Origin of the sequence: Kineococcus sp. GCM10028916, assembly GCF_042674865.1 — a bacterium.
Taxonomy (GTDB): domain Bacteria; phylum Actinomycetota; class Actinomycetes; order Actinomycetales; family Kineococcaceae; genus Kineococcus.
The window spans coordinates 460,880-486,479 of record NZ_JBHTFM010000017.1; the positions used below are offsets into that span (position 1 = coordinate 460,880).

Annotated in this window: 24 protein-coding genes; 17 read left to right on the forward strand and 7 right to left on the reverse strand. The window is 73.7% G+C overall.

The window, feature by feature from the left end; all coding sequences use genetic code 11:
• Positions 1–84 precede the first annotated feature (84 nt).
• Entirely contained in the window at positions 85–510 is a 426-nt protein-coding gene (dtd, locus tag ACFQ46_RS18710) for a D-aminoacyl-tRNA deacylase (RefSeq protein ID WP_380260862.1), read from the forward strand.
• Here dtd and ACFQ46_RS18715 read toward each other — a convergent pair.
• Both ACFQ46_RS18715 and ACFQ46_RS18720 read right to left on the reverse strand, forming a co-directional pair.
• The gene (locus ACFQ46_RS18715; protein WP_380260863.1) at positions 473–1,576 is read right to left on the reverse strand and encodes a LacI family DNA-binding transcriptional regulator; all 1,104 of its coding nucleotides are present in this window, start codon (positions 1,574–1,576) and stop codon (positions 473–475) included. The genes dtd and ACFQ46_RS18715 overlap by 38 nt on opposite strands.
• A gap of 22 nt (positions 1,577–1,598) precedes the next feature.
• The gene (locus ACFQ46_RS18720; protein WP_380260864.1) at positions 1,599–2,450 is read right to left on the reverse strand and encodes a class I SAM-dependent methyltransferase; all 852 of its coding nucleotides are present in this window, start codon (positions 2,448–2,450) and stop codon (positions 1,599–1,601) included.
• A gap of 33 nt (positions 2,451–2,483) precedes the next feature.
• Here ACFQ46_RS18720 and mshA point away from each other — a divergent pair, with 33 nt between their 5' ends.
• From mshA to ACFQ46_RS18735, 3 genes are read left to right on the forward strand one after another with little or no spacing between them, the layout of a single operon-like run.
• A complete protein-coding gene (gene mshA, locus ACFQ46_RS18725) occupies positions 2,484–3,788 on the forward strand; it encodes a D-inositol-3-phosphate glycosyltransferase (RefSeq protein ID WP_380260865.1) in 1,305 nt (434 codons plus the stop codon).
• Between the two features lie 9 nt (positions 3,789–3,797).
• On the forward strand, positions 3,798–4,550 hold the full coding sequence (locus tag ACFQ46_RS18730; RefSeq protein ID WP_380260866.1) for a phosphoglyceromutase: 753 nt from the start codon (positions 3,798–3,800) through the stop codon (positions 4,548–4,550).
• An 8-nt stretch (positions 4,551–4,558) separates the two neighbouring features.
• Positions 4,559–5,743, forward strand: a complete 1,185-nt coding sequence (locus tag ACFQ46_RS18735; RefSeq protein ID WP_380260867.1) for a glycosyltransferase — start codon at positions 4,559–4,561, stop codon at positions 5,741–5,743.
• Here the strand turns inward: ACFQ46_RS18735 and ACFQ46_RS18740 are convergent.
• Both ACFQ46_RS18740 and phoU read right to left on the reverse strand, forming a co-directional pair.
• Entirely contained in the window at positions 5,740–6,417 is a 678-nt protein-coding gene (locus ACFQ46_RS18740; RefSeq protein ID WP_380260869.1) for a hypothetical protein, read from the reverse strand. The two genes, ACFQ46_RS18735 and ACFQ46_RS18740, sit on opposite strands and share 4 nt — an antisense overlap.
• A gap of 74 nt (positions 6,418–6,491) precedes the next feature.
• The gene (gene phoU, locus ACFQ46_RS18745; RefSeq protein WP_380260871.1) at positions 6,492–7,157 is read right to left on the reverse strand and encodes a phosphate signaling complex protein PhoU; all 666 of its coding nucleotides are present in this window, start codon (positions 7,155–7,157) and stop codon (positions 6,492–6,494) included.
• Between the two features lie 191 nt (positions 7,158–7,348).
• On the opposite strand from phoU, the gene ACFQ46_RS18750 reads away from it, so the two are divergent.
• A complete protein-coding gene (locus ACFQ46_RS18750) occupies positions 7,349–8,659 on the forward strand; it encodes a sensor histidine kinase (protein ID WP_380260873.1) in 1,311 nt (436 codons plus the stop codon).
• Positions 8,656–9,336 (forward strand): response regulator transcription factor, encoded by a 681-nt coding sequence (locus ACFQ46_RS18755; RefSeq protein ID WP_328292776.1) that lies wholly within the window; start codon positions 8,656–8,658, stop codon positions 9,334–9,336. The genes ACFQ46_RS18750 and ACFQ46_RS18755 overlap by 4 nt, the downstream gene beginning before the upstream one ends.
• Positions 9,337–9,397: 61 nt before the next feature.
• Here ACFQ46_RS18755 and ACFQ46_RS18760 read toward each other — a convergent pair whose 3' ends face one another.
• On the reverse strand, positions 9,398–10,051 hold the full coding sequence (locus ACFQ46_RS18760; protein ID WP_380260875.1) for a hypothetical protein: 654 nt from the start codon (positions 10,049–10,051) through the stop codon (positions 9,398–9,400).
• Positions 10,052–10,361: 310 nt separating this feature from the next.
• Here ACFQ46_RS18760 and ACFQ46_RS18765 point away from each other — a divergent pair, with 310 nt between their 5' ends.
• The 3 genes from ACFQ46_RS18765 to ispF are packed head-to-tail and all read left to right on the forward strand — an operon-like array spanning position 10,362 to position 11,997.
• Entirely contained in the window at positions 10,362–10,844 is a 483-nt protein-coding gene (locus ACFQ46_RS18765) for a CarD family transcriptional regulator (RefSeq protein ID WP_012084764.1), read from the forward strand.
• Positions 10,841–11,521 carry a 2-C-methyl-D-erythritol 4-phosphate cytidylyltransferase gene (gene ispD / locus ACFQ46_RS18770; RefSeq protein WP_380260986.1) on the forward strand — a complete coding sequence of 227 codons (681 nt, stop codon included), beginning with the start codon at positions 10,841–10,843 and terminating at the stop codon, positions 11,519–11,521. The genes ACFQ46_RS18765 and ispD overlap by 4 nt, the downstream gene beginning before the upstream one ends.
• On the forward strand, positions 11,518–11,997 hold the full coding sequence (gene ispF / locus ACFQ46_RS18775) for a 2-C-methyl-D-erythritol 2,4-cyclodiphosphate synthase (RefSeq protein ID WP_380260877.1): 480 nt from the start codon (positions 11,518–11,520) through the stop codon (positions 11,995–11,997). The genes ispD and ispF overlap by 4 nt, the downstream gene beginning before the upstream one ends.
• Before the next feature lie 47 nt (positions 11,998–12,044).
• Here the strand turns inward: ispF and ACFQ46_RS18780 are convergent, their stop codons facing one another.
• Entirely contained in the window at positions 12,045–13,373 is a 1,329-nt protein-coding gene (locus ACFQ46_RS18780; protein ID WP_380260879.1) for an amidohydrolase family protein, read from the reverse strand.
• A 113-nt stretch (positions 13,374–13,486) separates the two neighbouring features.
• Here ACFQ46_RS18780 and ACFQ46_RS18785 point away from each other — a divergent pair, with 113 nt between their 5' ends.
• From ACFQ46_RS18785 to ACFQ46_RS18820, 8 genes are all read left to right on the forward strand, one after another.
• The gene (locus tag ACFQ46_RS18785) at positions 13,487–14,479 is read left to right on the forward strand and encodes an isopenicillin N synthase family dioxygenase (RefSeq protein WP_380260881.1); all 993 of its coding nucleotides are present in this window, start codon (positions 13,487–13,489) and stop codon (positions 14,477–14,479) included.
• Positions 14,476–15,126: a GntR family transcriptional regulator gene (locus ACFQ46_RS18790; RefSeq protein WP_380260883.1), complete on the forward strand. Its 651-nt coding sequence runs from the start codon at positions 14,476–14,478 to the stop codon at positions 15,124–15,126. Before ACFQ46_RS18785 ends, ACFQ46_RS18790 begins: the two co-directional genes overlap by 4 nt.
• Before the next feature lie 197 nt (positions 15,127–15,323).
• On the forward strand, positions 15,324–16,916 hold the full coding sequence (locus tag ACFQ46_RS18795) for an APC family permease (RefSeq protein ID WP_380260885.1): 1,593 nt from the start codon (positions 15,324–15,326) through the stop codon (positions 16,914–16,916).
• Positions 16,913–17,740 (forward strand): urea amidolyase associated protein UAAP1, encoded by an 828-nt coding sequence (locus ACFQ46_RS18800; protein ID WP_380260887.1) that lies wholly within the window; start codon positions 16,913–16,915, stop codon positions 17,738–17,740. Before ACFQ46_RS18795 ends, ACFQ46_RS18800 begins: the two co-directional genes overlap by 4 nt.
• Positions 17,737–18,396, forward strand: a complete 660-nt coding sequence (locus tag ACFQ46_RS18805) for an urea amidolyase associated protein UAAP2 (RefSeq protein ID WP_380260889.1) — start codon at positions 17,737–17,739, stop codon at positions 18,394–18,396. Before ACFQ46_RS18800 ends, ACFQ46_RS18805 begins: the two co-directional genes overlap by 4 nt.
• Positions 18,393–22,001 (forward strand): urea carboxylase, encoded by a 3,609-nt coding sequence (uca, locus tag ACFQ46_RS18810; protein WP_380260891.1) that lies wholly within the window; start codon positions 18,393–18,395, stop codon positions 21,999–22,001. Before ACFQ46_RS18805 ends, uca begins: the two co-directional genes overlap by 4 nt.
• A complete protein-coding gene (locus tag ACFQ46_RS18815) occupies positions 21,998–23,683 on the forward strand; it encodes an allophanate hydrolase (protein WP_380260893.1) in 1,686 nt (561 codons plus the stop codon). Before uca ends, ACFQ46_RS18815 begins: the two co-directional genes overlap by 4 nt.
• The gene (locus tag ACFQ46_RS18820) at positions 23,680–24,348 is read left to right on the forward strand and encodes a TetR/AcrR family transcriptional regulator (RefSeq protein ID WP_380260895.1); all 669 of its coding nucleotides are present in this window, start codon (positions 23,680–23,682) and stop codon (positions 24,346–24,348) included. The genes ACFQ46_RS18815 and ACFQ46_RS18820 overlap by 4 nt, the downstream gene beginning before the upstream one ends.
• Here ACFQ46_RS18820 and ACFQ46_RS18825 read toward each other — a convergent pair.
• On the reverse strand, positions 24,345–25,571 hold the full coding sequence (locus tag ACFQ46_RS18825) for an AI-2E family transporter (protein ID WP_380260897.1): 1,227 nt from the start codon (positions 25,569–25,571) through the stop codon (positions 24,345–24,347). The two genes, ACFQ46_RS18820 and ACFQ46_RS18825, sit on opposite strands and share 4 nt — an antisense overlap.
• Positions 25,572–25,600: the final 29 nt, after the last annotated feature.

The following is a 25,600-nucleotide window of genomic DNA, read 5'->3' on the forward strand; positions in this document are numbered from 1 at the left end:
ACCTTCACGTCGGGTGAGGTTCAGCCCGGGTCCACCGGATCGTCACCATCCGTCCACCCGGACGGAGCAACCGAGGAGCAGCCCGTGCGGGCAGTCGTCCAGCGCGTCACCCGCGCCAGCGTCACCGTCGACGGCGAGGTCGTCGGCGCCCTCGACCGGCCCGGTCTGCTCGTCCTGCTCGGCGTGACCCACGACGACGGCCCGGCCCAGGTCGAGCTCGTCGCGCGCAAGGTCGCGCAGCTGCGCATCCTGCGCGGTGAGCAGGCCGCCGCGGATGTCGGCGCCCCGGTGCTCCTCGTCAGCCAGTTCACCCTCTACGCCGACACCCGCAAGGGCCGCCGTCCCACCTGGAACGCCGCGGCGCCGGGACCGGTCGCCGAGCCCCTCGTCGACGCCGTCGCGCAGGCCCTGCGGGGGCACGGGCTGCAGGTCGAGACCGGCCGGTTCGGCGCCGACATGGCGGTCGAACTCGTCAACGACGGGCCGACGACGATCCTCCTGGAGGCGTGAGACCCGTTTCCCCGGAGCCCTGGGAACTGGCACGCACCACGAGCCGCCGGGGTTCCCCGACCGTCGCGGTCGACGGGTGGCCGCCCAGGACGTCCAGCAGCAACCGCGCGCTCCGGGCCCCGTCGGCCACGACGTCGCGCTGCAACGACGTGATCGCCGGGCTCGCGAGCCGGCACAGCATCGAGTCCTCACCGGCGACGACGGCGAGGTCCTCCGGGATCCGCAGGCCCAGCGCGCGCCGCTCGGCGACGACGGCCGCGGCCATGACGTCGTTGTCGTAGACCACCGCCGTCGGCGGGACCGCGCGCGCCAGCAGTTCCCGGGTGCGCGCCAACCCGCCCTGGGAGGTGTAGTCCGAGACCAGGACCGGTTGCGGCGCACCGAAGACGGCCGTCGTCACCTCGCCCCAGACGACGTCGCGACGACGGGTGTGCAGGAACTCCCGCGGTCCGCTGACCCGGGCGACGTCGCGGTGGCCCTGCTCGGCCAGGTGGGCGACCACCGCGGAGAACGCCTCGCGTTCGGCCTCCAGCGTCAACGCCAGGTGCCCGCCCGCCGGCAACCGGTCGTCGATGCCGCCGCGGAACGCGCAGGGGATCCCGAGGGCGGTGACCAGCGCGAGGCGGGGGTCGTCGACGAGCAGGTCCGTGAGGATCACCCCGTCCACCCGGCGTTCGGCCCACCAGTCGCGCAGCACCTCCACGGCCGTCGCGGCGTCCGGGACGACGCTCAGCAGCAGCGAGAACCCCTCCCGGGCCAGGACGCTCTCGATCCCCGCGAGCAGCCGCATGTAGTACGGCTCCTCCTCGAAGAGCCGCACGTCGCGCGCGATGGCCAGACCGATGGCCCCCGCCCGCGCGTTGGAGAGCGACCGCGCCGCGGCGCTGGGACGCCACCCGAGCCGCCCGGCCGCGGCCCGGATGCGTTCCCGGGTCTGCTCCGAGACGCCCGGCAGGTCGTTGAGGGCGTAGGAGACCGAGGCCTTGGAGACGCCCGCGAGCCGGGCGATGTCGTTGATCGTGGGGCGGGCGGGGGCCCCCGCGGGCGGCTCCACCGGTCCCGTCACGACGGCATCCTCCCCCGACGCCTCACCCACGCGGCACGACGCACTCCCACGCCACGCTCAGCTCGCCCAGGCGCCAGCGCGCGACGGAGTCGAGGACGGGCCAGTCCCGCGCCAGGTCGCGGCACGTCGCGATCCAGCGCTGACGCACCCCGAACGTCCCCGCCGGGGCCGCCCGGGCCCATGCCGCGTCCGCCGCCCGCAGCAGGTCGTGGACCCCCTCACCCGCGACGTTGCGGTGGATGAGCACCTTCGGCAGGCGCTCGGCGACCGCCGAGGGCTGCGGGAGACCCGCGAGGCGCACCGAGATCGTCAGCGACACCGGACCCGCGTCGCGGTCCAGGGCCACCCAGCAGGCACGCCGCCCCAGTTCGTCACAGGTCCCGTCGACGGCGAGACCGCCCGGTGCCAACCGCGAGCGCATCAGGTCCCAGGTGGCCAGGACCTCCGCGGTCTCGTACTGCCGCAACACGTTGAAGGCCCGCACCAGCACCGGTGCACCACCCCCGGGGACGCCGAGCTCGAAGCCGCCGACCGCGAACTCGGGCGCCCCGGCGATCCCCGCGGTCCCCGCCCGCGCGAACTCGACGCGCTCGGGGGAGATCTCCAGGCCCACCACCCGCACGTCCGGGCGGACCCGGCGCAACCAGCGCTGCAGGTCGGTCACGGTGACCGGCGACGCCCCGTACCCGAGGTCCACGACCAGGGGCGTCCGCGCCCGGCGCAACCGCCCGTCCTGGGTCTGCGCGAGCCAGCGCTCCACGCGGCGCAGGCGGTCCGGACCGGTGGTCCCGCGCGTCACCGCACCGACGGGGGAGCCGGCGGGGTGCACCCCGGAGGCGTCCACGCGGACGCGGGAGGCAGACTGCCGGGGCACGTCGGAAGACTATTTCAGCCGGGAGGACCACGGGTGCGTGCCACGTCGCAGGTCCAGCGGGTCGCCCTCGTGTCCGTGCACACCTCCCCGCTCGCCCAGCCCGGTACCGGTGACGCCGGGGGCATGAACGTCTACGTCGTCGAGGTCGCCCGCCAGCTCGCCCGGCGCGGGATCGAGGTCGACGTCTTCACCCGTCGCACCTCCTCCGACCAGCCGCCCGTCGTCGAGCTGGCCGACGGCCTGCGCTGCCGCCACGTCGACGCCGGCCCCTACGAAGGGCTCGACAAGGCCGACCTCCCCGGCCAGCTCTGCGCCTTCACCGCCGGGATGCTGCACGCCGAGGCCCGTCACGCCGAGCACCACTACGACCTCGTGCACTCCCACTACTGGCTCTCCGGCCAGGTCGGCTGGCTCACCGCCGACCGCTGGGACGTCCCGCTGGTCCACTCCATGCACACCATGGCCAAGGTCAAGAACGCCGCGCTCGCCGAGGGGGACACCCCCGAACCGGCCGGCCGGGTCATCGGCGAGCAGCAGGTCGTCGACGCCGCCGACCGCCTCGTCGCCAACACCGACGCCGAACGCCAGGACCTGCTCGACCTCTACGGCGCCGACCCCGCGAAGGTCGTCGTCGTCCCCCCGGGGGTCGACCTCACGACGTTCACCGCGCGGCCCGGCCGCGCTGCCGCGCGTCGTCGCCTGGGGCTGCCCGAGGACGCCGAGGTGCTGCTCTTCGTCGGCCGCATCCAGCCGTTGAAGGCCCCGGACCTGCTCGTGCGGGCGAGCGCCGAACTGCTGCGCGAACAGCCCTGGCGGCGCTCGCGGCTGAAGGTCGTCGTCCTCGGTGGCCCGAGCGGTTCGGGGACGGCGCACCCCGACTCCCTCGCCGAACTCGTGCGCTCCCTCGGGCTGGAGGACGTCGTCCGCCTCGCCGCCCCGGTGCCCCCGGGGGAACTGGCCGACCACTACCGGGCCGCCGACGTCGTCACGGTGCCCTCGTACAACGAGTCCTTCGGCCTGGTCGCCCTGGAGGCCCAGGCCTGCGCGACCCCCGTCGTCGCCGCGGCCGTCGGCGGGCTGCGCACGGCGGTGCGCGACGACCGGGGCGAGGACGAGGGCCGGGGCACGGGGCTGCTCGTCCCCGACCACGACCCGCGCACGTGGGCGCACGCCCTGCGGACGCTGCTGGAGGACCCGGCCCGGCGCACGGCCATGGGCGAACGGGCCGCGCGCCGGGCCCAGGGGTTCGGCTGGGGCGCCACCGCGGAGGCGACGCTCGAGGTGTACCGGCGGGCCGCGCAGGAGAGGGCGCTCGAACGGGCCCGCGGCGCTCGGTAGGCTCGTCCCATGACTGAAGCGGCGCACACCCTCGTCCTCCTGCGGCACGGCGAGAGCGAGTGGAACGCCCTGAACCTCTTCACCGGCTGGGTCGACGTGGCCCTCTCGGAGAAGGGGCGGGCCGAGGCCGCCGCGGGCGGGCGGATGCTCGTCGAGAACGACGTCCTGCCCGACGTCGTGCACACCTCGCTGCTGCGCCGGGCCATCACGACGGCGTTCCTCGCCCTCGACGCGGCCGACCGGCACTGGATCGAGACGAAGCGTTCCTGGCGCCTCAACGAGCGCCACTACGGTGCGCTGCAGGGCAAGGACAAGAAGCAGACGCTGGCCGAGTTCGGCGAGGAGCAGTTCATGCTCTGGCGCAGGTCCTACGACACCCCGCCGCCGGCCATCGAGGTCGGCTCGGAGTTCTCCCAGGACGCCGACCCGCGCTACGCCGACCTCGGCGCCGACGCGCCGCTCACCGAGTGCCTGGCCGACGTCGTCGCGCGGATGCTGCCCTACTGGAGCGAGCAGGTCGTCCCGGACCTGCAGGCCGGCAAGACCGTCCTGCTCGCGGCCCACGGCAACTCGCTGCGCGCGCTCGTGAAGCACCTCGACGGCATCTCCGACGCCGACATCGCCGGGCTGAACATCCCCACCGGCATCCCCCTGGTCTACCGCCTCGACGCGGACCTCAAGCCGCTCGTCCCGGGCGGGGAGTACCTCGACCCGGCCGCTGCCGCCGCTGCCGTCGCCGCGGTCGCGAACCAGGGTCGCTGAGCCGCCCGGTGACGGAGACCTCGCCGACCTCGCCGACCTCGCCGACCTCGGGGACCACGGGGCCCGGTCCGCGGGTCCTGGTGATCGAGGGTGCGCTGCGGGACAACGGCGGTCTCCGGGTCTCCCTCGACCTGGCCCGCCGCTGGCAGGCGATGGGTGCCCGCGTCCGGTTCCTGGTCCTCGAGAACGTCGAGCCCGACGGGCCCATGCTCCAGCCCGATCCCGCGCTCGACACCCGCTGGGGCAGTGCGCAGGTGCGCCGCTTCCGCAGCGCGGTCCCGCGGATCGTCGCCACCACGGTGCGCCACGCCCGCCGGGCCGACGTCGTCGTGTCCGGCAGCGAGGTCGGCTACGGCCTGCTGATCGGCTGGGCCGCAGCGAAGATCGCCGGGAAGCCGTTCGTCGTGCTGGTGCAGAGCTCGCTGCCGCGCGCGGTGGCGGCCTGGACCCCGGCGCGGCTGCGCCCCCTGCTGACGTCGGTGCACCAACGGGTCGACGCGGCGATCTGCGTCTCGCCGGGCCTCGTCGACGACGTCGTGGAGGTCGGGTTGCCGGCCGAGCGCATCCACGTCGCCGACATCGGCATCGACGTGGCCGCCACCCGGCAGGCCGTGCTCGACCAGGGCGGCCCCCGTCGTCCGACGTCGGGCCGCACCCGGTTCGTCGCCGCCGGCCGCCTCGCGCAGCAGAAGGGTTTCGACGTCCTGCTCGAGGCGGTGGCCCGGGTCGTCGCCGCGGGGGACGACGTCGAGCTGGAGATCGTCGGCGCGGGGGAGCTCGACGCCGACCTGAGGGCGCAGGCCGAGCTGCTCGGTCTCGGGGACCGGGTGGAGTTCGCCGGCCACGTCGGGGACCTCCAGGCCCGTCTCGCCGGCGCCGACGCGTTCGTCCTGTCCTCGCGCTACGAGGGCAACGGGAGCCTGGTCCTGCTCGAGGCCCTGGCCCACGGCCGGCCGGTGATCGCCACCGACTGCCCCACGGGACCCCGCTACGTCCTGCGGGGCGGGGAACTCGGCGACCTGGTGCCGACCGAGGACGTGACCGCCCTCGCCGACGCGCTGTCGGCCTTCGTCCGCGACCCGGAGCCGTTGCGTCGCAAGGCCTCCGGTGCGGTGAGCCGGGCGTGGGACTTCGACCAGGACGCCGCGGCGCTGGAGGTCGCGACCGTCCTCGCCGGACTCGTCCGGCGCTAGCCGCTCGTGGAGCTCGCAGGGCTCGTGGGTCCCGAGGGGCTCGGCGAGCTCGACGGGTTCGACGGGTTGGCGTTCGAGCCGCTCGAGCAGGCGTCCTCGACGGCGGCCTGCAACCGTTCCTGGGCAGACACCACCTGGGCGGCCGAGTTCGCGTCGGGGCTCACCGCCAGGGTCGCGTCGTCGAGGCGGTCCATGGCCGCGGCCAGGTCCTCCGCCGATCCGCTGCCCGCGGTGAGGTCACCCGCCTGGGCGGCGAGGCGCTGGTAGTAGTCCAGGACGAGCTGGGCGTCCTGCGACTCCTCCGGCGGGGAGGCCGCCAGGACGGCGGCGTAGTAGCCCGGTCCCTCGGTCGTCGTGACCAGGGTGAGCACGGACTGCGCCTGGGAGTCGCCGCGACGGATGCCCAGTCGGCTCAGCTCGGCCGCGTAGGCGTCGTCGAGGGTCTTCTGGGCCGCGTCGACGGAGGCGCAGTCGAAGGTCGGGCCGCTGCTGGTGGGGCTCTCCGTCACGGCGCTCGCGGGGGACGTCGTCGTCTCGGTCGGGCTGCGCGTGGTGGTGGTGGGGGCCGGATCGGGGCTGTCGCCACCTCCGCAACCGGCCAGGACGGCCCCCGTGGAGAGGACACCGCAGACCAGCCCCAGCAGGGACCGGCGTGCGCCCCCCCGCGTGATCACGCGATCGACGCTACACCCCGGTGGGGTGGTGGGCGCGTCCGAGCCCGCCGCGGCGTCGCGGCGGGCTGGGACGGTCAGACCGTCTGCGGCGCAACGTCCTCCTCACGCGTGCCGGTCACCATGAACAGCACCGACTTGGCCACCGAGACGGCGTGGTCGGCGAAGCGCTCGTAGTAGCGGCTGCACAGCGTGAGGTCGACGGCCACCTCGGTGGGGTGGTCCCAGGTGCGGGAGAGCAACTGCTCGAAGACCTGGCGGTGCAGGCGGTCCATCTCGTCGTCGTCGACCTCCATCTCGGCGGCCATGGCGACGTCGCGGGTGGCGATGACGCTGCCGGCCTTCGCGACGATCCGTTCGGCGACCTGACCCATCTCGAGGACGGTGGCCCGCAGTTCCGGCGGGACGACGGGCTCGGGGTGACGCAGCCGGGCCAGCTTGGCGACGTGGCGGGCGAGGTCGCCCATCCGCTCGAGGCTGGAGCTCATCCGCAGCGCGGTCACGACGACGCGCAGGTCGGTCGCGACGGGGGACTGGCGGGCGAGGACGTCGACGGCCCGCTCCTCGAGGTCGCGCTGGAGCTGGTCGATGCGCTTGTCGGCGGAGATCACCGTCTCGGCGAGTTCGCGGTCGGCGTCCAGCAGGGCGCTGGTCGCGCGGGTCATGGCTGATTCGGCGAGCTGGGTCATCTCGACCAGCGTCTCGACGAGACCTGCCAGCTCGTCGTGGTACACGTTGCGCACGGCAAGGTCCTCCGGGGTTTCGTGACGGCCGGACGTCCCGTGCTCTGGAGACGCCTCGGTCAATGGTGACCCGGGCAGGCTCGCAGGGCCCGGTGAACGAGCGGCTCCCCGTAGGTGAACATCTGCGTGGCCGGGCCGCGTCCGGGCGTCGACGGCTCGGGGTGGTCCCCCGGTCACCGTAGGCTTGCGGGGTGCTGGGCGATGTCTCCGTGTCGATCGCCGCGGTGGTCGGTGTGCTGACCGGCGCGGCCGGGGTGCTGGCCTTCCGCGTCTCCGAACGCCTCCAGCACCCGTCCGTGCCCCCCGCCCCGCCGGCGAGCGGGCTGCCCGCGGGGGTCAGCGACGTCCTGATGGCGTTGCGTTCCTCCGCCGTGGTCCTCTCCGCCGACGACCAGGTGGTGAAGGCCAGTGCCGCCTCCTACGCCACGGGTGTCGTGAGCGGCAACGAGCTCACCGACGCGCAGTTGCGCGACATGGTGCGCGCCTGTCGACGTGACGGCCGGGTCCGCGAGGTCGAGACGGACCTGGGCGCGGGGCTGGGCCGCCCGCCCGCGGTCGTGCTGGCCCGGGTCACGCCGTTGGGCCTGCACCACGTCCTCCTGCTGCTCGAGGACCGGACGGAGTCGCGGCGCATCGAGGCCGTCCGACGGGACTTCGTCGCCAACGTCAGCCACGAGCTGAAGACCCCGGTGGGTGCGTTGATGCTCTTGTCGGAGGCCGTCGAGGACGCCGCCGACGACCCGGACGCCGTGCGGCACTTCTCCCGTCGGATGCGCCGCGAGGCCAAGCGCCTGACGGCCCTGGTGCAGGAGATCATCGACCTCTCGCGCCTGCAGGCCGCCGAGAACGTGGTGCAGCCGGAGGTCATGGACGTCGACGGCCTCGTCGCCGAGGCCGTGGACCGGGTGGGCACCCTGGCCCAGGGGCGCGGGTCGGAGGTCGTCGTCGCCGGCGTCCGCGGGCTGCAGCTGCGGGGTGACCGCGAACTGCTCGTCACGGCGCTGCGCAACCTCGTGCACAACGCCCTGGCGTACTCCCCGGAACGCAGCCGGGTGGTCGTCGAGGTGCGCAGGGGTTCCGGTGGGATCGCCGGGAAGCTCGCGGGACAGCAGCTCTCGACGGTGGACATCGCGGTCTCCGACCGCGGGGTCGGGATCAGCGCCGCCGACCTCGACCGCATCTTCGAACGGTTCTACCGCGTCGACCCCGCCCGTTCGCGCTCGACGGGCGGCACCGGACTCGGGTTGTCGATCGTCAAGCACGTGGCCGGCAACCACGGTGGCGAGGTCAAGGTCTGGAGCGCCGAGGGGGAGGGGTCGACCTTCACGCTGCGACTGCCGGGCCCGCCGCCGGAGGCGGCGGACGCCGGCCCCACGTCCACGACGGCCGGCGCCGTCGGGGACGCCGCACCGCACACCCCGAAGACGCACCCGCAACCGCACCCGCAGCAACACACGGCGCAGAACCCCTCGCCGCACTCGCAACTGGAGGTCCGACCGTGACGCGCATCCTGGTGGTGGAGGACGAGGAGTCCTTCTCCGACCCGCTGTCCTACCTGCTGCGGCGGGAGGGCTACGACGTGGCCGTCACCGAGAACGGCAACGACGCGCTCGAGGAGTTCGACAAGGCCGGTGCCGACCTCGTGCTGCTCGACCTCATGCTGCCCGGCCTGCCCGGGACCGAGGTCTGCCGCCAGTTGCGGACGCGTTCCAGCGTCCCGGTCATCATGCTGACCGCGAAGGACTCCGAGATCGACAAGGTGGTGGGCCTGGAGATCGGTGCCGACGACTACGTCACCAAGCCGTACTCCTCGCGGGAGCTGCTGGCCCGGGTGCGCGCCGTGCTGCGTCGTGGTGCCGAACCCGAGGACCTCGTGCAGACGACGGTCGAGGCCGGTGGCGTCCGGATGGACGTCGACCGCCACGTCGTGACCGTGCGCGGCGAGCGGGTCCCGTTGCCGCTCAAGGAGTTCGAGCTGCTGGAGCTGCTGCTGCGCAACGCCGGGCGGGTCCTGACGCGGGTGCAGCTCATCGACCGCGTCTGGGGTTCGGACTACGTGGGGGACACCAAGACCCTCGACGTCCACGTGAAGCGGCTGCGGGCCAAGATCGAACCGGACCCCGCGAACCCCCGGCACCTGGTGACCGTGCGCGGGCTGGGCTACAAGTTCGAGGGCTGAGCCCGGACGCGAGAGAGGGGGTGGCCCATCGGGCCACCCCCTCTCTCGCGTGACGCGGTGCTCAGCCCTCGGCGGCCGACGGCTCCTCGCCCACGGCCGGGCCGCAGGTGACGGACGGTGACGGCGTCGCCGAGGCGCTCGCGGTGTCCGAGGGAGCGGTCGGCGTGATCGCCGCGTACTCGAAGCAGGGGAGCACGACCGGCGCCTGGACGGCCTGCGCCTGCCCGTCCACGCGGAAGGTGACGGGGACGGTCTCGCCCGGGGTGACGGGGACCTGCGGGACCTGGACCCAGCCGACCTGGGACTGCGTGCCCGAGTCGTCGTCGGTGGCGGCGGCGTCGTCCGCGACGGCGGAGGGGTCACCCAGGTGCAGGGACGAACCGGCCGCGAGGAAGAACGACTGCGCCGCGGGTGCGCCGGCGTCGACGTCGACCGACACCGAGACGGTGGCGGGGTCCGGACCGGGGTTCACCAGCACGACGGACAGGACGCCGGGCTCGTCGACCCCGGAGGAGACGACGAGGGCGTTGCGGACCGTCACGGCGCCGACGGTCGTGCCCGTCCCGTCGCTGGGCTCGTACGGCTTGAGCACCGTGGCGGGCGAGAAGACCGCACAGCCGGCCACACCCATCGTGGCGGCGAGGGTCACGACCGCGAAGGCGGAGCGCTGGGCCACGGGGCGGCGCGAGGAGGTTCGGCGCAGGCGGAGCTTCACGCGTTCAGACTACCGGCAGTCGTAGCCGTGTTCGCAGCGGAGCGGGGCGTCGCACCCGATGACGGGGTGCGATCCGGTCACGTGCCGATCACGCTCCCGTCACGACGTGGGGCCCGCGGCGGACGTGCCGAGAGTGTCCCGATGATCACCCTGGGCGAGGGGTGATCCGGTGCGCGAAGCATGCGATGCGGGGTCTGTCAAGCCCCCGACCGCCGACTGTGAGCCTCTGACCTGCGCAAACGCTCCGATCGGGACTGTCCACAACCCGATCGCCGTGGTAATCTGGAACCAGGGAAAGGGGTCAATTTCTATGGCTTTCACGGTCGGCGAAACGGTTGTCTACCCCCACCACGGGGCGGCACTGATCGAAGAGATCAAGACCCGGACCATCAAGGGCGAGGACAAGCTCTACCTCGTGCTGAAGGTGGCCCAGGGCGATCTCACCATCGAAGTTCCTGCGGACAACGTCGACCTCGTCGGCGTTCGTGACGTCGTGGGTCGCGAGGGGCTGGACCGGGTGTTCTCGGTCCTGCGCACGCCGTACGCGGAGGAGCCGACGAACTGGTCCCGCCGCTACAAGGCGAACCTCGAGAAGCTCGCGTCCGGTGACGTGGTCAAGGTGGCGGAGGTCGTGCGCGACCTCTGGCGACGTGACCAGGACCGCGGTCTCTCCGCTGGTGAGAAGCGCATGCTGGCGAAGGCGCGGCAGATCCTGGTCTCCGAGCTCGCACTGGCGGAGAACACCAACGAGGACAAGGCCGAGTCGCTGCTCGACGAGGTCCTGGCCTCCTGAGATCCGCGCTCGTCGTCCCGGCCGCAGGTCGGGGCGACCGCCTCGGGGCCTCACGTCCCAAGGCTCTCGTTCCACTGGCGGGTGAACCGCTGCTCGTGCACGCGGTGCGGCGCGCTGCGGCCTCCGGCGTCATCGACGTCGTGGTCGCGGTCGCGCCCGCCGCCGCGTGCGACGAGGTCATGTCCCTGCTCGCCCCCCTGCACGGTGACGTCGTCGTCGTCGCCGGCGGGGCCGAGCGGCAGGACTCGGTCAGGCTGGGCCTCGAAGCGCTCGCCGACGACGTCGACGTCGTCCTCGTCCACGACGCCGCCCGCTGCCTCACCCCTCCCCACGTCTTCACGGCCGTCGTCGAGGCCGTGCGCGCCGGCGCGCCCGCGGTGATCCCGGTGCTCCCGGTGTCGGACACGATCAAGCGGGTCGCGGGCCGGCTCGTGGTCGAGACCGTCGACCGCAGCGAGCTCGTCGCCGTGCAGACCCCGCAGGGTTTCGCGGCCGGCCCTCTGCGCGCCGCGCACGCCACCGCGCTCCCCGGTGCCGCCGCGACCGACGACGCCGGGATGCTCGAATCCCTGGGTCACCCCGTGCGCACGGTGCCCGGCCACGAGCACGCGTTCAAGGTCACCCGCCCGGTCGACCTCGTCCTCGCCCACGCGCTGCTGGCCCAGGAGGCCCCGTGACCCCCCTGCCCCGCGTCGGGACCGGCGTCGACGTGCACCAGCTCGTCGCCGGCCGTCCGTGCTGGATCGCCGGTGTGCTCTGGGAGGGCGAGGAGTTCGGCCCGGAGGGTCACTCCGACGGCGACGTCGCCGCGCACGCCTGCTGCGACGCGTTGTTCGCGGCGGCCGGTCTCGGCGACCTCGGCGCCCACTTCGGGACCGCCCGTCCCGAGTTCGCCGGTGCCTCCGGGGCGCGGTTGCTGGCGGAGGCCGCCCGCCTCGTGCGGGCGGCCGGGTTCGAGATCGGCAACGTCTCGGTCCAGGTGATCGGCAACCGGCCGAAGATCGGCCGCCGCCGCCCCGAGGCCGAGGCCGCGCTCGGCACCGCCTGCGGCGCGCCCGTCTCCGTCGCCGGGACGACGACGGACGCCCTCGGCCTGACCGGGCGGGGCGAGGGCATCGCCGCGATCGCCACCGCCCTCGTCGCCCTGCGCTGACCGGCCTCCGCTGACCGGCTGCACTGACCGGCCTGGGCTGACCGACCTCACGCCAGCAGCGCCGCGACGAGCTCCTCCTCGTCGATGCGGGTGCTGCGACCGTCGGAGACCACGACCTCCCCGTCCACCAGGACGGTGTCCACGATCCGCGGGGTTCCCGTGGTGAGCAGGCCGGCCCCCGGGTCCAGGACGGGCAGGCACCCGAAGTCGCGGTCGAAGCGCACCAGGGTGAGGTCCGCCGGAGTGCCCACGGTGACGCCTCCACCGGGCCGCTGCGCCAGGCCCAGCACCGAGGAGGCCCCGTCGACCGCGAGGGCGACCACGTCGGCGAAGCCCAGCAGGTCCGCGCGACGGTGGGTGGCCCGCTGCAGGTAGGCGGCGGTGCGCATCGTCTCCAGCATGTCCTGCCGGTCGTTGGAGGCCGCACCGTCGACGCCCAGCCCCACCGCGACACCGGCGGCGAGCAGGTCGGGGACGGGGGCGACCCCGGAACCCAGCCGCATGTTCGAGACCGGGTTGTGCGAGACCGCGCACCCCGCCGCCGCCAGCGCCGCGACGTCGTGCGCGGTGAGGGCGACGCCGTGCACGGCGAGGAGCCGGTCGCTGAGGAACCCGGCGTCCGAGAGGTACTGCAGCGCACCGACTCCGGCGTGCTCGCGGCACATGTCCTCGTCGGTGCTCGTCTCCAGCAGGTGGATCGAGATCCGCAGGTCGCGTTCGAGCGCGAACCCGTGGACCGTGCGCAGCCCCTCCGGGGTGAGGCTGCGCGGGTTCGGCACCGCGAGGGCAGGGGTGACCCGCGTCCCCCGGGTGGTGGCCGCCAACCGCTCCACGTGGTCGAGGGCGGTGTCCAGGGGCTGCATGAGCCGGGGGTCGAAACCCCACTTCCGGCTGGGGTCGGGGCGGTCGGCGACGCCGCGGCCGAGCAGGGCCCGCACCCCGACGTCCTCCAGGGCCTGCAGCACGGCGGCGTGGACCTCCTCCGAGGGGTGCGGCCACATGTGCTCGACGAGGGTGGTGGACCCGCTGCGCAGACCGTCGAGGGCGCCGGCGACGGCGGCGAGGTAGGCCGACTCGGGGGTGACGGCGGCCATGTGCTGCCCGACGGCCAGCAGCCAGGACAGCAGCGGCTGCCCCTCCCCGACCCCGCGGCACGTCGCCTGCTGCAGGTGCGTGTGGGTGTTGACGAACCCCGGGAGCAGGTGGGCGCCGGTGCCGTCGAGACCCTCGGTGCCGTTCTCGTGCGGGCGGATGGCCGCGACCGCTCCGTCGCGCAGGAGCACGTCCTGGTGCTCCCGCCAGGTCGCGCCGTCCCAGACGGTGACGTCGGTGACGGCGGTGGGGAACGTGCGGGGGGCGTTCGTCGTGAGGTTCACCCCTGAACTCTGACCGAGGAGCGTGGCCCGCGGAAGACCTCCGGATCACATGCAACACGATGTTCACACGGCGGCTCTTGCGTCGGATTGCATGCAACCGCCACGGTGGGGTCATGACCGCTCCCCAGCAGATGACCGAGCTCGACCGCGAGTCCCGCATGGGCGACCTCGGGACGGAACGCGACCGGGCCATCCCGCAGATCGACCTCTCCGACTTCGAGGCCCGCCGCAGCGAGATCACCGAGCAGCTGTGGTCCGCGGCGACCGAGGTCGGCTTCTTCCAGATCGTGAACCACGGCATCGAGGCGGCCGCCGTCGACCGTGCGTTCGCGATGGCGAAGGCGTTCTTCGACCTCCCCGTCGAGGTGAAGCAGCGGTACCCCCTCGACCGGCCCAAGAACTCCGGCTGGGAGTCGGGGACCCAGGTCCGTCCCTCGGTGGGGACCCCGGACCGCAAGGAGTCCTACCAGATCACCCGTCCGCACATGGGCCCGCTCTTCCCCTCCGACGCGCAACTCCCGGAGTTCCGCGAGTTCATGCTCGGGTTCGAGACGCGGTGCTGGGAACTCGCGATGCGGGTGCTGTCCTGCTTCGCGGAGAAGCTCGGCTTCGCGCGCGAGTTCTTCACCGGCGCCCACGACCCCTCCGCCGACACCTACCAGTCGACCCTGCGGATCCTGCACTACCCGGAGCTCCCCGGCGACGTCGCCGTGGAACCCGGGGTCTGGCGGGCCGGAGCGCACACCGACTTCGACTGCCTCACGTTGCTGTTCCAGCGCACCGGTCAAGGGGGACTGCAGGTCTGCCCGGGCCGGGACCTCGACGCGCCGGAGTGGACGTCGGTCGTGCCCTCCGACGAGGCCATCACCTGCAACATCGGGGACATGCTGATGCGGTGGAGCGACGACCAGCTGCGGTCCACCTTCCACCGCGTGCGGATGCCCGGGGCGGGGGAGTACACCGGAGCGCGCTACAGCATGCCGTTCTTCGCCCAGGCCAACCGCGAGGTCCTCATCGAGACCCCCGGTGGCAGCTACCCGCCGATCACCGCCGCCGACTACATCGCCGAGCGGATCCGCGCGAACTACGGCACCCCCGCGGCGTGAGCGTCGAACTGCTGGGCGACACCGTCCACACCGCCCTGCTCGCCCGCATCCTCGACGGTCGCCTGCCCCCGGGGACCCCGCTCAGCGTTCCCGCGCTGGCGGCGGAACTCGGCGTGAGCCGGAGTCCCGTGCGCGACTCGGTGCAGCGACTGGTCGCCGAGGGGATCGCGGTGTCCGCCCCGCACGCGGGGGCGAAGGTCGCGACGGTGACGGCCGAGGACCTGTCCGAGGTGTTCCGCGTCCGCGAGGTCCTCGACGGGCTGGCCGCGGCGGAGGCGACGGAGCGCGTGGACCGGGACGGGCTGGCCCGGCTCGCCGCGCTCGTCGACGCCGAGGAAGCCGCCCTGACCCGGACCCCGGAACCGGCGCGCGACGCCGGACTGGACCTCGAGTTCCACGGCGCCATGCGTGAACTCTCCGGCAACGCGACCCTCGCCGACACCCTGCGTCGCCTCGAGGTCCGCGCCCACCTGTCCGGAGCCGGACTGTGGGCCGAGCAGCGCCACCGCGAACTCGCCGTCGCCGAGCACCGTCGCATCCTCGCCGCGGTGGAGGCCGGTGACGTCGCGGCGGCCCGCCTCGCCGCCGCTGCCCACGTCGCCGCCATCGGTGTGCGCCTCCGCCGCGCCCAACTCACCCTCGCCTGACCAACTTCTGGGGACTTCTCCACCCTTCCCGAGCCAGGGAAGGGTGGGGAAGTCCCCAGAAGTTGGTTCGGGGGGGAGCCGCAACACAGGTTTCACGACGGGGAAACACGCTCGAAACACGGCTCCGGCCAGACTCGTCCCCATACCTGTCACCCGACAGGTAGAGGTGGTGAGTCACCGAGCGGAAGGCCCGACTGATGACCGTTCCCGCACCACGCACGCACCCCGGCGCCGGCGACGGTCGGGGTTCCGAGACCGGTGACCTCGGCCGCTTCGGCTACGGCCAGCAGCTGCACCGCAGCGTCGGACCGTTCGCCTCGTTCGCCGCCGGTTTCTCCTTCGTGTCGATCCTCACGACGGTGTTCCAGCTGTTCGGCCTCGGTTTCAGCTTCGGCGGGGCGGGTTTCTTCTGGACCTGGCCGACGGTGTTCGCCGGGCAACTGCTCGTCGCCCTCTGCTTCGCGGAACTCGCTGCGCGGTACCCGATCTCGGGTGCGGTGTTCCAGTGGTCGAGCCGGTTGGCGGGCACCGACTTCGGCTGGTTCACCGGGTGGGTCATGGTCGTCGGTCAGGTCCTCACGGTGGCCACCGCCGCCATCGCGCTGCAGGCCGTCCTCCCGAGCGTCTGGTCCGGGTTCCAGCTCGTCGGCGGTCCCGGTGCGGAGTCCGCGCCGACGTCCGCGACGGGGGCGCAGAACGCGGTCGTCCTCGGCCTCCTGCTCCTGGTCGTCACCACCGCGATCAACGTGATCGGCGTCCGGCTGATGGCCGTCATCACCTCCGCCGGCGTCGCCATCGAGATCGTCGGCGTCATCGCCCTGGTCATCGCGCTCTTCGCCCACGCCGAGCGCGGTCCGGCGGTCGTCGCCACCACGACGGGTGCGGCCGACGGCCCCTACCTCTCGATGTGGCTCGCGAGTTCCCTCATGGCCGCCTACGTCATGGTCGGTTTCGACTCCGCCGGGGAACTCTCCGAGGAGACCCACGCCCCGCGGGCCACGACGCCCCGGACGATCGTGCGGGCCCTGGTCGTCTCCGGCGTCGGTGGGGCGCTGCTGCTGATCGCCGGACTCGTCGCCGCCCCCAGCCTCACCGACGGGACCCTGGCCTCGCAGGGCCTCGCCTACGTCCTCACCTCCCGCCTCGGTGACGTCGGCGGCCGGCTCCTCCTCGTCTGCGTCGCGATCGCCGTCGCGGTCTGCACCCTGGCCGTCCAGACCTCCGGCTCGCGGATGGTCTACTCGATGGCGAGGGAGCGGGCGTTCCCGTTCGCAACCGTGCTGGGTCGCGTGTCGCCGCGCACCGGGACCCCCATCGGCGCCTCGGTGCTCGTCGGGGCCGGGGCGGCGATCGCACTGGCCGTGAACTGGCACCAGAGCGCCGTCTTCACCGCCCTCGCCAGCCTCTGCATCGCGATGCTCTACCTCGCCTACCTCGGGGTGACCGTGCCGCTGCTGGTGCGCCGGTTCCGGGGCGGCCTGCCCGACGGGGTCGACGAGTTCGGCCGGCCGCTGTTCTCCCTCGGCCGGTTCGGGATCGTCGTGAACGTCCTGGCCGTCGCCTACCAGGTGGTCATGGTCGTGAACCTCGCCTGGCCGCGCGCCGCCGTCTACGACCTCACCGACGGCACCTGGTGGCTGCAGTACAGCGCGCTGCTCTTCATCGCCACCACCCTGGTGGTCGGGTTCTTCGTCCACCGTCGCAACCGGGCCCGCCACCAGGGGCCCATCGTCCTGGGCGCGCGGCAGGTCGCCGGCGCCCGCCCCCACCCCGTGGAGGAACCCGCGTGACCCGCGACACCTCGACCGTGCTGGCCGCCCGCGGTGACGCGCGCGCCCAGGCCGGCACCACCGCCGAGTGGATGCCCTACCTGCCCGCCTCGAGCTCACCGTTCGCCCCCGACGACGTCGACCCCGCGGACCTGACGTGGGCCGAGACCGTCGCGCCGGGCGGCTACACCTCCAAGGTGCTGGCCCGCGGGACCCGGATCCGTCTCACCGACGTCACCGGCGACGCGTGCGCGAACGTCGTGCTGCTCTCCGCGCTCTCCCCCTGGGAGCGGCTGAACGTCGCCGACACCCAGAAGATCCCGTGGCAGGCCTACCTCGGGGCCGGGCACCCGTTGCTCTCCGGCGACGGGCGCGTGCTCGCGACCGTCGTCGCCGACTCCGCCGGCCGGCACGACGCGTTCTGCGGCACCACCTCCGACGCGTGGAACGTGCGGAAGTACGGCGACTCGGCTCCGGAGGGACCGAGCCCCTCCGGCCGCGGTCTGCTCACCCTGGCCGCGAGCAAGCAGGGCCTCGGCCCGCGCGACCTGCCCCCGTCGGTGTCGTTCTTCCAGGGCGTGCGGGTCGAGGAGGACGGGAGCTTCCGCTGGCTGGGTTCCGCCGGTCCGGGGACCTCCCTCGACCTGCTGGCCGAGATGCCGCTCACCGTCCTCGTCGCGAACACCGCGCACCCGCTGGACCCGCGCCCGGAGTTCACCGTGGGCCCGCTGCGGGTGCACGCCTGGCGCAGCACCCCCACCGGCCCGGCCGACGCGCGGTTCACCGCGACGCCGGAACTGCACCGCGCGTACCTGAACACCCTGGACCACGTGGAGGCACGATGACCGTCACGACGCGAACCCGCTGGGACTGGGGTTCCCCGCTGGTGGCGGGCGAGGTCGTCCGCGACGACCGGGTCGCCGCCCGCGCCCCGTGGTCGGCCGTCGTGCGCGCCGGGCACGTGCTCACGATCGTCGACGTCGGCGGGAACCAGTCCGCCGACTGCCTGGTCTTCGCCGACGCCGACCGGTCCGAGCGCTACAGCGTGCCCGACACCCTGGCCTGGCAGGGCAACGCCTACGTCCGGACCGGCACCGTGCTGCGCAGCCAGTACGGGAACCCGCTGATGACGGTGGTCGGCAACGAGGTGGAACGCCAGGACACCATCGGCGGCGCCTGCGGCAAGGAGTCCAACACCCTGCGCTACGGCCACCACACGGCCCACCAGCACGGGTGCCGGGAGAACTTCCTCGCCGAGGGCGCCCGCAACGGCCTCGACGCGCGGGACCTGGTGTCGAACCTCAACTGGTTCATGAACGTCCCGGTCGAGGCCGACGGTTCTCTGGGGATCGTCGACGGGATCTCCGCTCCGGGCAAGCGCGTCGCCGTGCGGGCCGAGGTCGACGTCCTCGTCGTGGTGTCCAACTGCCCCCAGGTCAACAACCCCTGCAACGACTTCGACCCCACGCCCCTGCGCATGATCGTGACGGTTCCCTCGTGAGCTTCGACACCCTGCTGATCGCCAACCGCGGCGAGATCGCCCGCCGGATCCAGCGTTCCGCCCGCGCCCTCGGGCTGCGCACCGTCGCGGTGTTCTCCGACGCCGACCGGGCCGCGCCGCACGTCCGCGAGGCCGACACGGCCGTCCGCCTCGGGCCCGCGCCGGCGCGGGAGTCCTACCTGCGCACCGAGGCGATCCTGCAGGCCGCCCTCGACACCGGCGCCGGAGCCGTGCACCCCGGGTACGGGTTCCTCTCCGAGAACGTCGGGTTCGCCCGGGCCTGCGAGGACGCGGGTCTGGCGTTCGTCGGACCCACCCCGGACCAGATCACGAAGTTCGGCAGCAAGCACACCGCCCGGGAACTCGCCGCGGCCGCCGGGGTCCCGCTGCTCGCCGGGACGGGACTGCTGGCTACCGTCGAGGAGGCCGTCGCCGCGGCCGAGACCGTCGGCCTGCCGGTCATGCTCAAGGCCACCGGGGGTGGCGGCGGGATCGGCATGCAGGCCTGCGCCACCGTCGAGGAGGTGCGCGACGCCTACGACCGCGTCGTCCGGCAGGCGACCGCCAGCTTCGGTTCGGCCGGGGTGTTCCTCGAACGCCTGGTCCGCCCGGCCCGCCACGTCGAGGTCCAGGTGTTCGGCGACGGGCAGGGCCGGATCGCCGTCATCGGCGACCGCGACTGCTCGCTGCAGCGTCGCAACCAGAAGGTGATCGAGGAGGCTCCCGCCCCCGCGCTGCCCGCCGCGGTCCGCGCCGAGATCGCCACCACGGCCGCCGAACTCATGGCCTCGGTGCGCTACCGCTCCGCCGGGACGGTCGAGTTCGTCTACGACCCGGTGCGCGAGGAGGCGGCGTTCCTCGAGGTCAACACCCGGCTGCAGGTCGAGCACCCCGTGACCGAACTCGCCTACGGCGTCGACCTCGTCGACCTCATGCTCCGCCTCGCCCGCGACGGTCACACCGACCCCGCCGTCACCGACGCGTTCGAGCGCGAGTGGGAACCGCGGGGCGTCGCGGTCGAGGCCCGCGTCTACGCCGAGGACCCGGCCAGGCAGAACGCCCCCAGCCCGGGTCTGGTGACGCGGGCGGAGTTCCCGGAACTGTCCGGGGTGCGGGTCGACGGCTGGATCGAGACCGGGCTGGAGGTGACCCCCTTCTACGACCCGATGCTGGCGAAGGTGATCGCCTCCGCCCCCGGCCGCGACGCGGCCCTCGACCTGCTGGGTGAGGCGTTGCAGGGCAGCCGGATCGACGGGGTCGTCACCAACCTCGGCCTGCTGCGTCACCTCGTGGACGAGTTGCCCCTGCGCTGCGCCACGCACTCCACCTCGACCCTCGACGTCACCGAGGACCCCGACCCGCGCATCGACGTCCTCGCCCCCGGGGCCATGACCACGGTGCAGGACCTGCCGGGCCGGCTCGGGCACTGGCAGGTCGGGGTCCCGCCGTCGGGGCCCATGGACCCGCTCTCGCTGCGCGAGGCGAACCTCGCGGTCGGGAACCCCGTGGGCGCACCCGGTCTCGAGATCACCGCCACCGGCCCGACGTTGCGCTTCTCCACCGCGTCGGTCGTGTGCGTGACCGGAGCTCCCGCGCGGGTGAGCGTCGACGGCGTCGAGGTCGCGATGTGGGAACCTCTCGAGGTGGCCGCCGGTTCGGTGCTGAGCGTCGGCACGGCGGCGGGTCCGGGGTTGCGCCTGGCCTTGGCGGTCCGGGGCGGTCTCGACGTGCCGCAGTACCTGGGGAGTTCCTCGACGTTCACGCTCGGGGGTTTCGGTGGTCACGGCGGCCGTGCGCTGCAGGCCGGCGACGTCCTGCGTCCCGGGGTTCCCGAGGGGACCGGGTTCTCCCGGATCGCCGGTCCGGTCCCGCTCGAGCGCCGCCCCGAGCACACGGGGGAGTGGCGGATCGCGGTCACCGAGGGCCCGCACGCCGCCCCGGAGTTCTTCACCCGCGCGGACCTCGACGAGTTCTACGCCACCGACTACGAGGTGCACCTGAACTCCGCGCGCACCGGGGTCCGGCTCATCGGGCCGCGCCCGCGCTGGGCCCGCAGCGACGGCGGCGAGGCGGGGCTGCACCCCTCCAACATCCACGACACCCCCTACGCCGTCGGCGCCGTCGACTTCACCGGGGACACCCCGATCCTGCTCGGCCCCGACGGACCCTCGCTGGGGGGTTTCGTCTGCCCCGCCGTCGTGGCCTCGGGGGACCTGTGGAAGCTCGGGCAACTGCGACCGGGGGACCGCGTGCGCTTCCACCCCGTCCGCGAGGTGGACGCCGCCCGGCCCCGGCTGCAGCGCAACGACCTGCGTGACCTCGCGGGCGACGGGGACGACGGTGTCCTGGCTCGCGTTCCGGCCGCCCCCGGGCGTCCCGCGGTGACCTACCGCCGCGACGGCGACGACAACCTGCTCGTGGAGTACGGCGAGCAGGTGCTCGACCTCGGGTTGCGGATGCGGGTGCACGCGCTCATGCGGGCCTTCGACGACCACCGCCCCGCGGGGATCCTCGACGTGACCCCGGGGATCCGCTCGCTGCAGGTCCACACCGACGCCTCGGTGCTGCGGGCCTCGCAGCTCGTCGGGCTGCTGCGGGAACTCGACGACGCCCTCCCCGCGACCCACGACCTCGTCGTCCCCTCGCGCCGGGTCCGGCTGCCGTTGTCCTGGGACGACCCCGCGACGAAGCTCGCGATCGAGCGGTACATGACGGGGGTCCGCGACGACGCCCCGTGGACCCCGTCGAACCTCGAGTTCATCGCCCGGATGAACGGTCTCGGCTCCGTCGACGACGTCTTCCGGACGGTCTTCGACGCGCAGTACCTGGTGCTCGGCCTGGGGGACGTCTACCTCGGCGCCCCGGTGGCGACCCCGCTCGACCCGCGGCACCGCCTCGTCACGACCAAGTACAACCCCGCGCGGACGTGGACGGCGGAGAACTCCGTCGGCATCGGCGGGGCCTACCTCTGCGTCTACGGCATGGAGGGACCCGGCGGTTACCAGTTCGTGGGCCGCACGGTCCAGGTCTGGAACCGGTTCCGGCGCGGTGGGTTGTTCCAGGACGCCCCCTGGGCGCTGCGGTTCTTCGACCGCATCGAGTGGTACCCGGTGTCCGCCGAGGAACTGCTCGAACTGCGGGCGGAGACCGACGCCGGGCGGGGGGAGTTCGAGACGGAGGAGGGCGAGTTCTCCCTCGCCGAGCACGAACGCTTCCTCGCCGAGAACGCGGGCGAGATCGAGGTCTTCCGCGCCCAGCAGGCCGCCGCGTTCGCGGCCGAGAAGGAACGCTGGCGCGCCTCGGGCGAGTTCGACGTCCGCCCCGAACCCGCCCCCGCCGTCGCGGCCGGGCCGGTCGACCTCCCCGCCGGTGCGGTGGGGGTGCCGGCCCCGTTCGCCGCGACCGTCTGGCAGGTGTCCGCCGCACCCGGCGCGACCCTCACCGACGGGGACCGCGTCCTCGCCCTGGAGGCCATGAAGATGGAGACCGCCGTGACCGCACCCGCCGACGGGGAACTGCTCGAGGTGTACGTGAGACCCGGGGAGGCCGTCACCGCCGGCCAGGTCCTCTTCGCCGTCCGTCCCGCCCAGGAGGTCGCCGCGTGAACCTCGAGCAGAAGGTGCGTGACGCCTACGCCCGCATCGCCGCCGTCGACCGGCCGGAGGTCTGGATCAGCCTGCGTCCCCTCGAGGACGTGCTCGCGGAGGCCGCCGGGATCGACCCGGACGCGCCGCTGGCCGGCGTCCTCGTCGCGGTGAAGGACAACATCGACGTCGCGGGCCTGCCGACCACCGCGGGAGCCCCGTCCTTCGCCTACGCACCGTCGGGCGACGCCACGGCCGTCGCCCGACTGCGGGCCGCCGGGGCGCTCGTCCTGGGCAAGACCAACCTCGACCAGTTCGCGACCGGCCTGGTGGGGACGCGCAGCCCGCACGGGGCGGTCCGGCACGCCTTCGCCCCGGACCGGATCTCCGGCGGGTCGAGCTCCGGGTCCGCCGTGGCCGTCGCTCTGGGGCTGGTCGACGTCGCCCTGGGGACCGACACCGCGGGTTCGGGACGGGTTCCCGCGGCGTTGCACGGGATCGTCGGGGTGAAACCGACCCGCGGTCTGGTCCCGACGACCGGGGTGGTCCCGGCCTGCCGGAGCATCGACTGCGTCACCGTCTTCGCCCGCGACCTCGACCTGGCCCGGCGTACGGCGGAACTCCTCACGGGCCCCGACGGTCTCGACCCCCTGGCCCGGGTGGACGAACCGCTGCCTGCCCCACCCGCACGACCGCGGATCGCCGTCCCGACTCCGGAGCACCTGGCGGGTCTGGCCGACGGCTGGGCCGAGGCGTTCGCGACCTGCGTCGCGGGGGTCCGCGCGAGCGGCGCCGAGGTCGTGGAACTGAACATCGCCCCGCTGCTCGAGGTCGCGGGCCTGCTCTACGGCGGCGCCTTCGTCGCCGAGCGGACGGCGGCCGTGGGCGCGCACGTCGCGGCCCACCCCGATCTGGTCGGCACCGACCTCGACCCCACCGTCGCGGCCATCGTGGCGGCCGGGGAGTCGGTGAGCGCCGTCGAGGTCTTCCGCGACCGCGAGCGCCTCGACGTCCTCGCGGCCCGTTCCCGCGAGCTCTTGGCGGGGTTCGACGCCCTGCTCACCCCGACGACGACGTGGCACCCCACCCTGGCGGAGGTGGCGGCCGACCCGGTGGGGGCGAACTCCCGGATGGGGCGGTTCACGAACTTCGCGAACCTGCTCGACCTGGCCTCCCTCGCCGTCCCGGCGGGGACCGTGGGCGGGTTGCCGTTCGGGGTCATGCTCACCGGTCCGGCGTTCAGCGACCGTTCGCTCGCGGTCCTGGCGGCGCGGTGGGCGAACCCGTCGGTGGACCTTCTGGTGGTCGGGGCGCACCTGTGGGGGCACCCGCTGAACCACCAGCTCGTCGCCGCGGGCGCCAGCCTGGTCCGCGCCGTGCGGACGGCCCCGGGGTACCGGCTCTTCGCCCTCGACACCGTCCCGCCGAAGCCGGGCATGGTGCGCGACGCCGACGGGGCCTCGATCGCGGGGGAGGTGTGGCGCCTGCCCGCGGTCGGGTTCGGGACGTTCGTGGCGGGGCTGCCGCAACCGATGACGATCGGCACGGTGACCCTCGAGGACGGCTCGACCGTGCGCGGGTTCCTGGCCGAACCCGCGGCGCTCGTGGGCGCGGAGGAGATCACCGGGTTCGGGTCCTGGCCCGCGGCGCAGCACGCCCGGGGCCCGGCGTCGCGGGCGGTGGTGGCAGCATCGGCGCCGTGAGCAGCGGTGCGGGTCGGGTGGGTCGTCCGCGCACCCGCGCCGGGGACGGTTCCGGCCGCTCGGCGCGCCAGGAGATCCTCGACGCGGCGGCGGCGTTGTTCGGGGAGTCCGGGTACGCGGCGACGTCGACGCGGGCGATCGCCGACCGGGTGGGGATCCGGCAGGCGTCGCTGTACTACCACTTCGCCGGCAAGGACGAGATCCTGCTGGAACTGCTGGAGGCCTCGGTCCGCCCGACCCTGGACGTCGTCGACGCGCTGCGTTCAGCGGCCCCGGACCCGGCGGCGGCGCTGCACGCCCTCGTCGTCGTGGACGTCGCGACGTTGCTGGCGGGACCGTTGGGGATCGCGGCGCTCTACGTCGCGCCGGAGGTGCAGCAGCCCCGGTTCGAGGAGTTCCGCGAGCACCGCCGGCAGCTGCTGGCGGTCTACTCCGACCTGGCGCGGGAGCTCCTGCCCGCCGGCCACCCGGTGTCGGCGGAGGTGGCCGGTCACGCCTGCCTGCACCTGGTGGAGATGGTGGCGACGCTGCCCCCGACGCCGGGTCTCGCGGAGCAGGTCGCGCTCACCTGCCTCAGCGCTCTGGGCCTGCACGGCGAACGCGCCGCGGCCGCCGCTCGGGGCGGCGACCGGGCGCGTTCGGGGCTGGCCGGGTCGTTGCGCTAGGCCGGGTCGGACTCCGCCCCGGGATTCGGCTGCGCGGGGGTGTCGTCCGGCGACGGCACGCGACGGCGTCGCTTCTTCGAGCCCTCGTGGACGTTCGGGTTCTCCGGCTCGTCGGGGACGAGCTCGTGGTGCACGTAGCGCAGGACCACGGTCACGATGGCCGCGACCGGCACGGCGAGGAAGGCCCCCGTGATGCTGAACAGGGTCCCGCCGACGGTCACCGACCCGATGACGACCGCCGGGTGCAGCGCGAGCGAACGGCCGACCAGCAGCGGCTGCAGGACGTTGCCCTCCAGCTGCTGGACCAGCAGCACGATCCCGAGGACGATCAGCGCCTGCACCCAGCCGAGGGTGACCAGGGCGACGAGCACGGCCAGCACGCCCGTCGCGACGGCGCCGACGATGGGGATGAACGCGGCGAAGAAGATCGCGACGGCCAGCGGCAGGGCGAACGGGACCCCGACGATCGCCATCCCGACCCCGATGAACACGGCGTCCACGAGGGCCACGGCCGCCTGGGACAGGATGTAGCCGCGGATCGCCGCCCACACCCGCCCGCCCAGCGCGGTGGCGTGGCGGTGCGCGCCCTCGCTCATCCACCGACGCGACCACGGCAGCAGCCGGTCGCCGTCGGAGAGGCAGAAGAAGGAGAGCACGAGGACGAGCAGGAACGTCACCAGTCCGGACCCGACGCTCGCCCCGACGGTGCCGACGCCGCCGACGACGCTGAGCGCGATGCTCTGCGCGTTGGTCTGCAGCTCGGTGATGCCCTGATCGATGAGGTTCCCGATCTGGTCGTCACCCAGGTTCAGCGGGGGCCCGGTGACCCAGACCTGCACCTTGTCCAACCCGGCGACCGCGGAGTCCGCGACGTCCCCGGCCTGACCGGCGACGTTGGGGATGAGCGCGGCGAAGATCCCGACGACCACGGCGATCAGCAGCACGATCGAGAGCAGCGCCGCCAGGGAACGCGGCATCACCGCGCGCAGCACCTGAGCCAGCGGCCACAGGATCGCGCTGAGCAGGATCGCGAGCAGCAGCGGCAGCAGCAGCGACCACCCCTTGCCGAGCAGCCAGATCAGACCGGCGAACCCGATGCCCAGGATCAGCAGGCGCAACGCCCAGCGCGACGCTTCGTTGATCCCTCGTTCGACGACTCGGGTCGGGCGCTCCCGCGGACCGCGCGAGAAGGCGGTGGGCGGGCTGTCCTGCTGGTCACTCACCCGGGGATGCTCTCAGGAGATCCACGGTC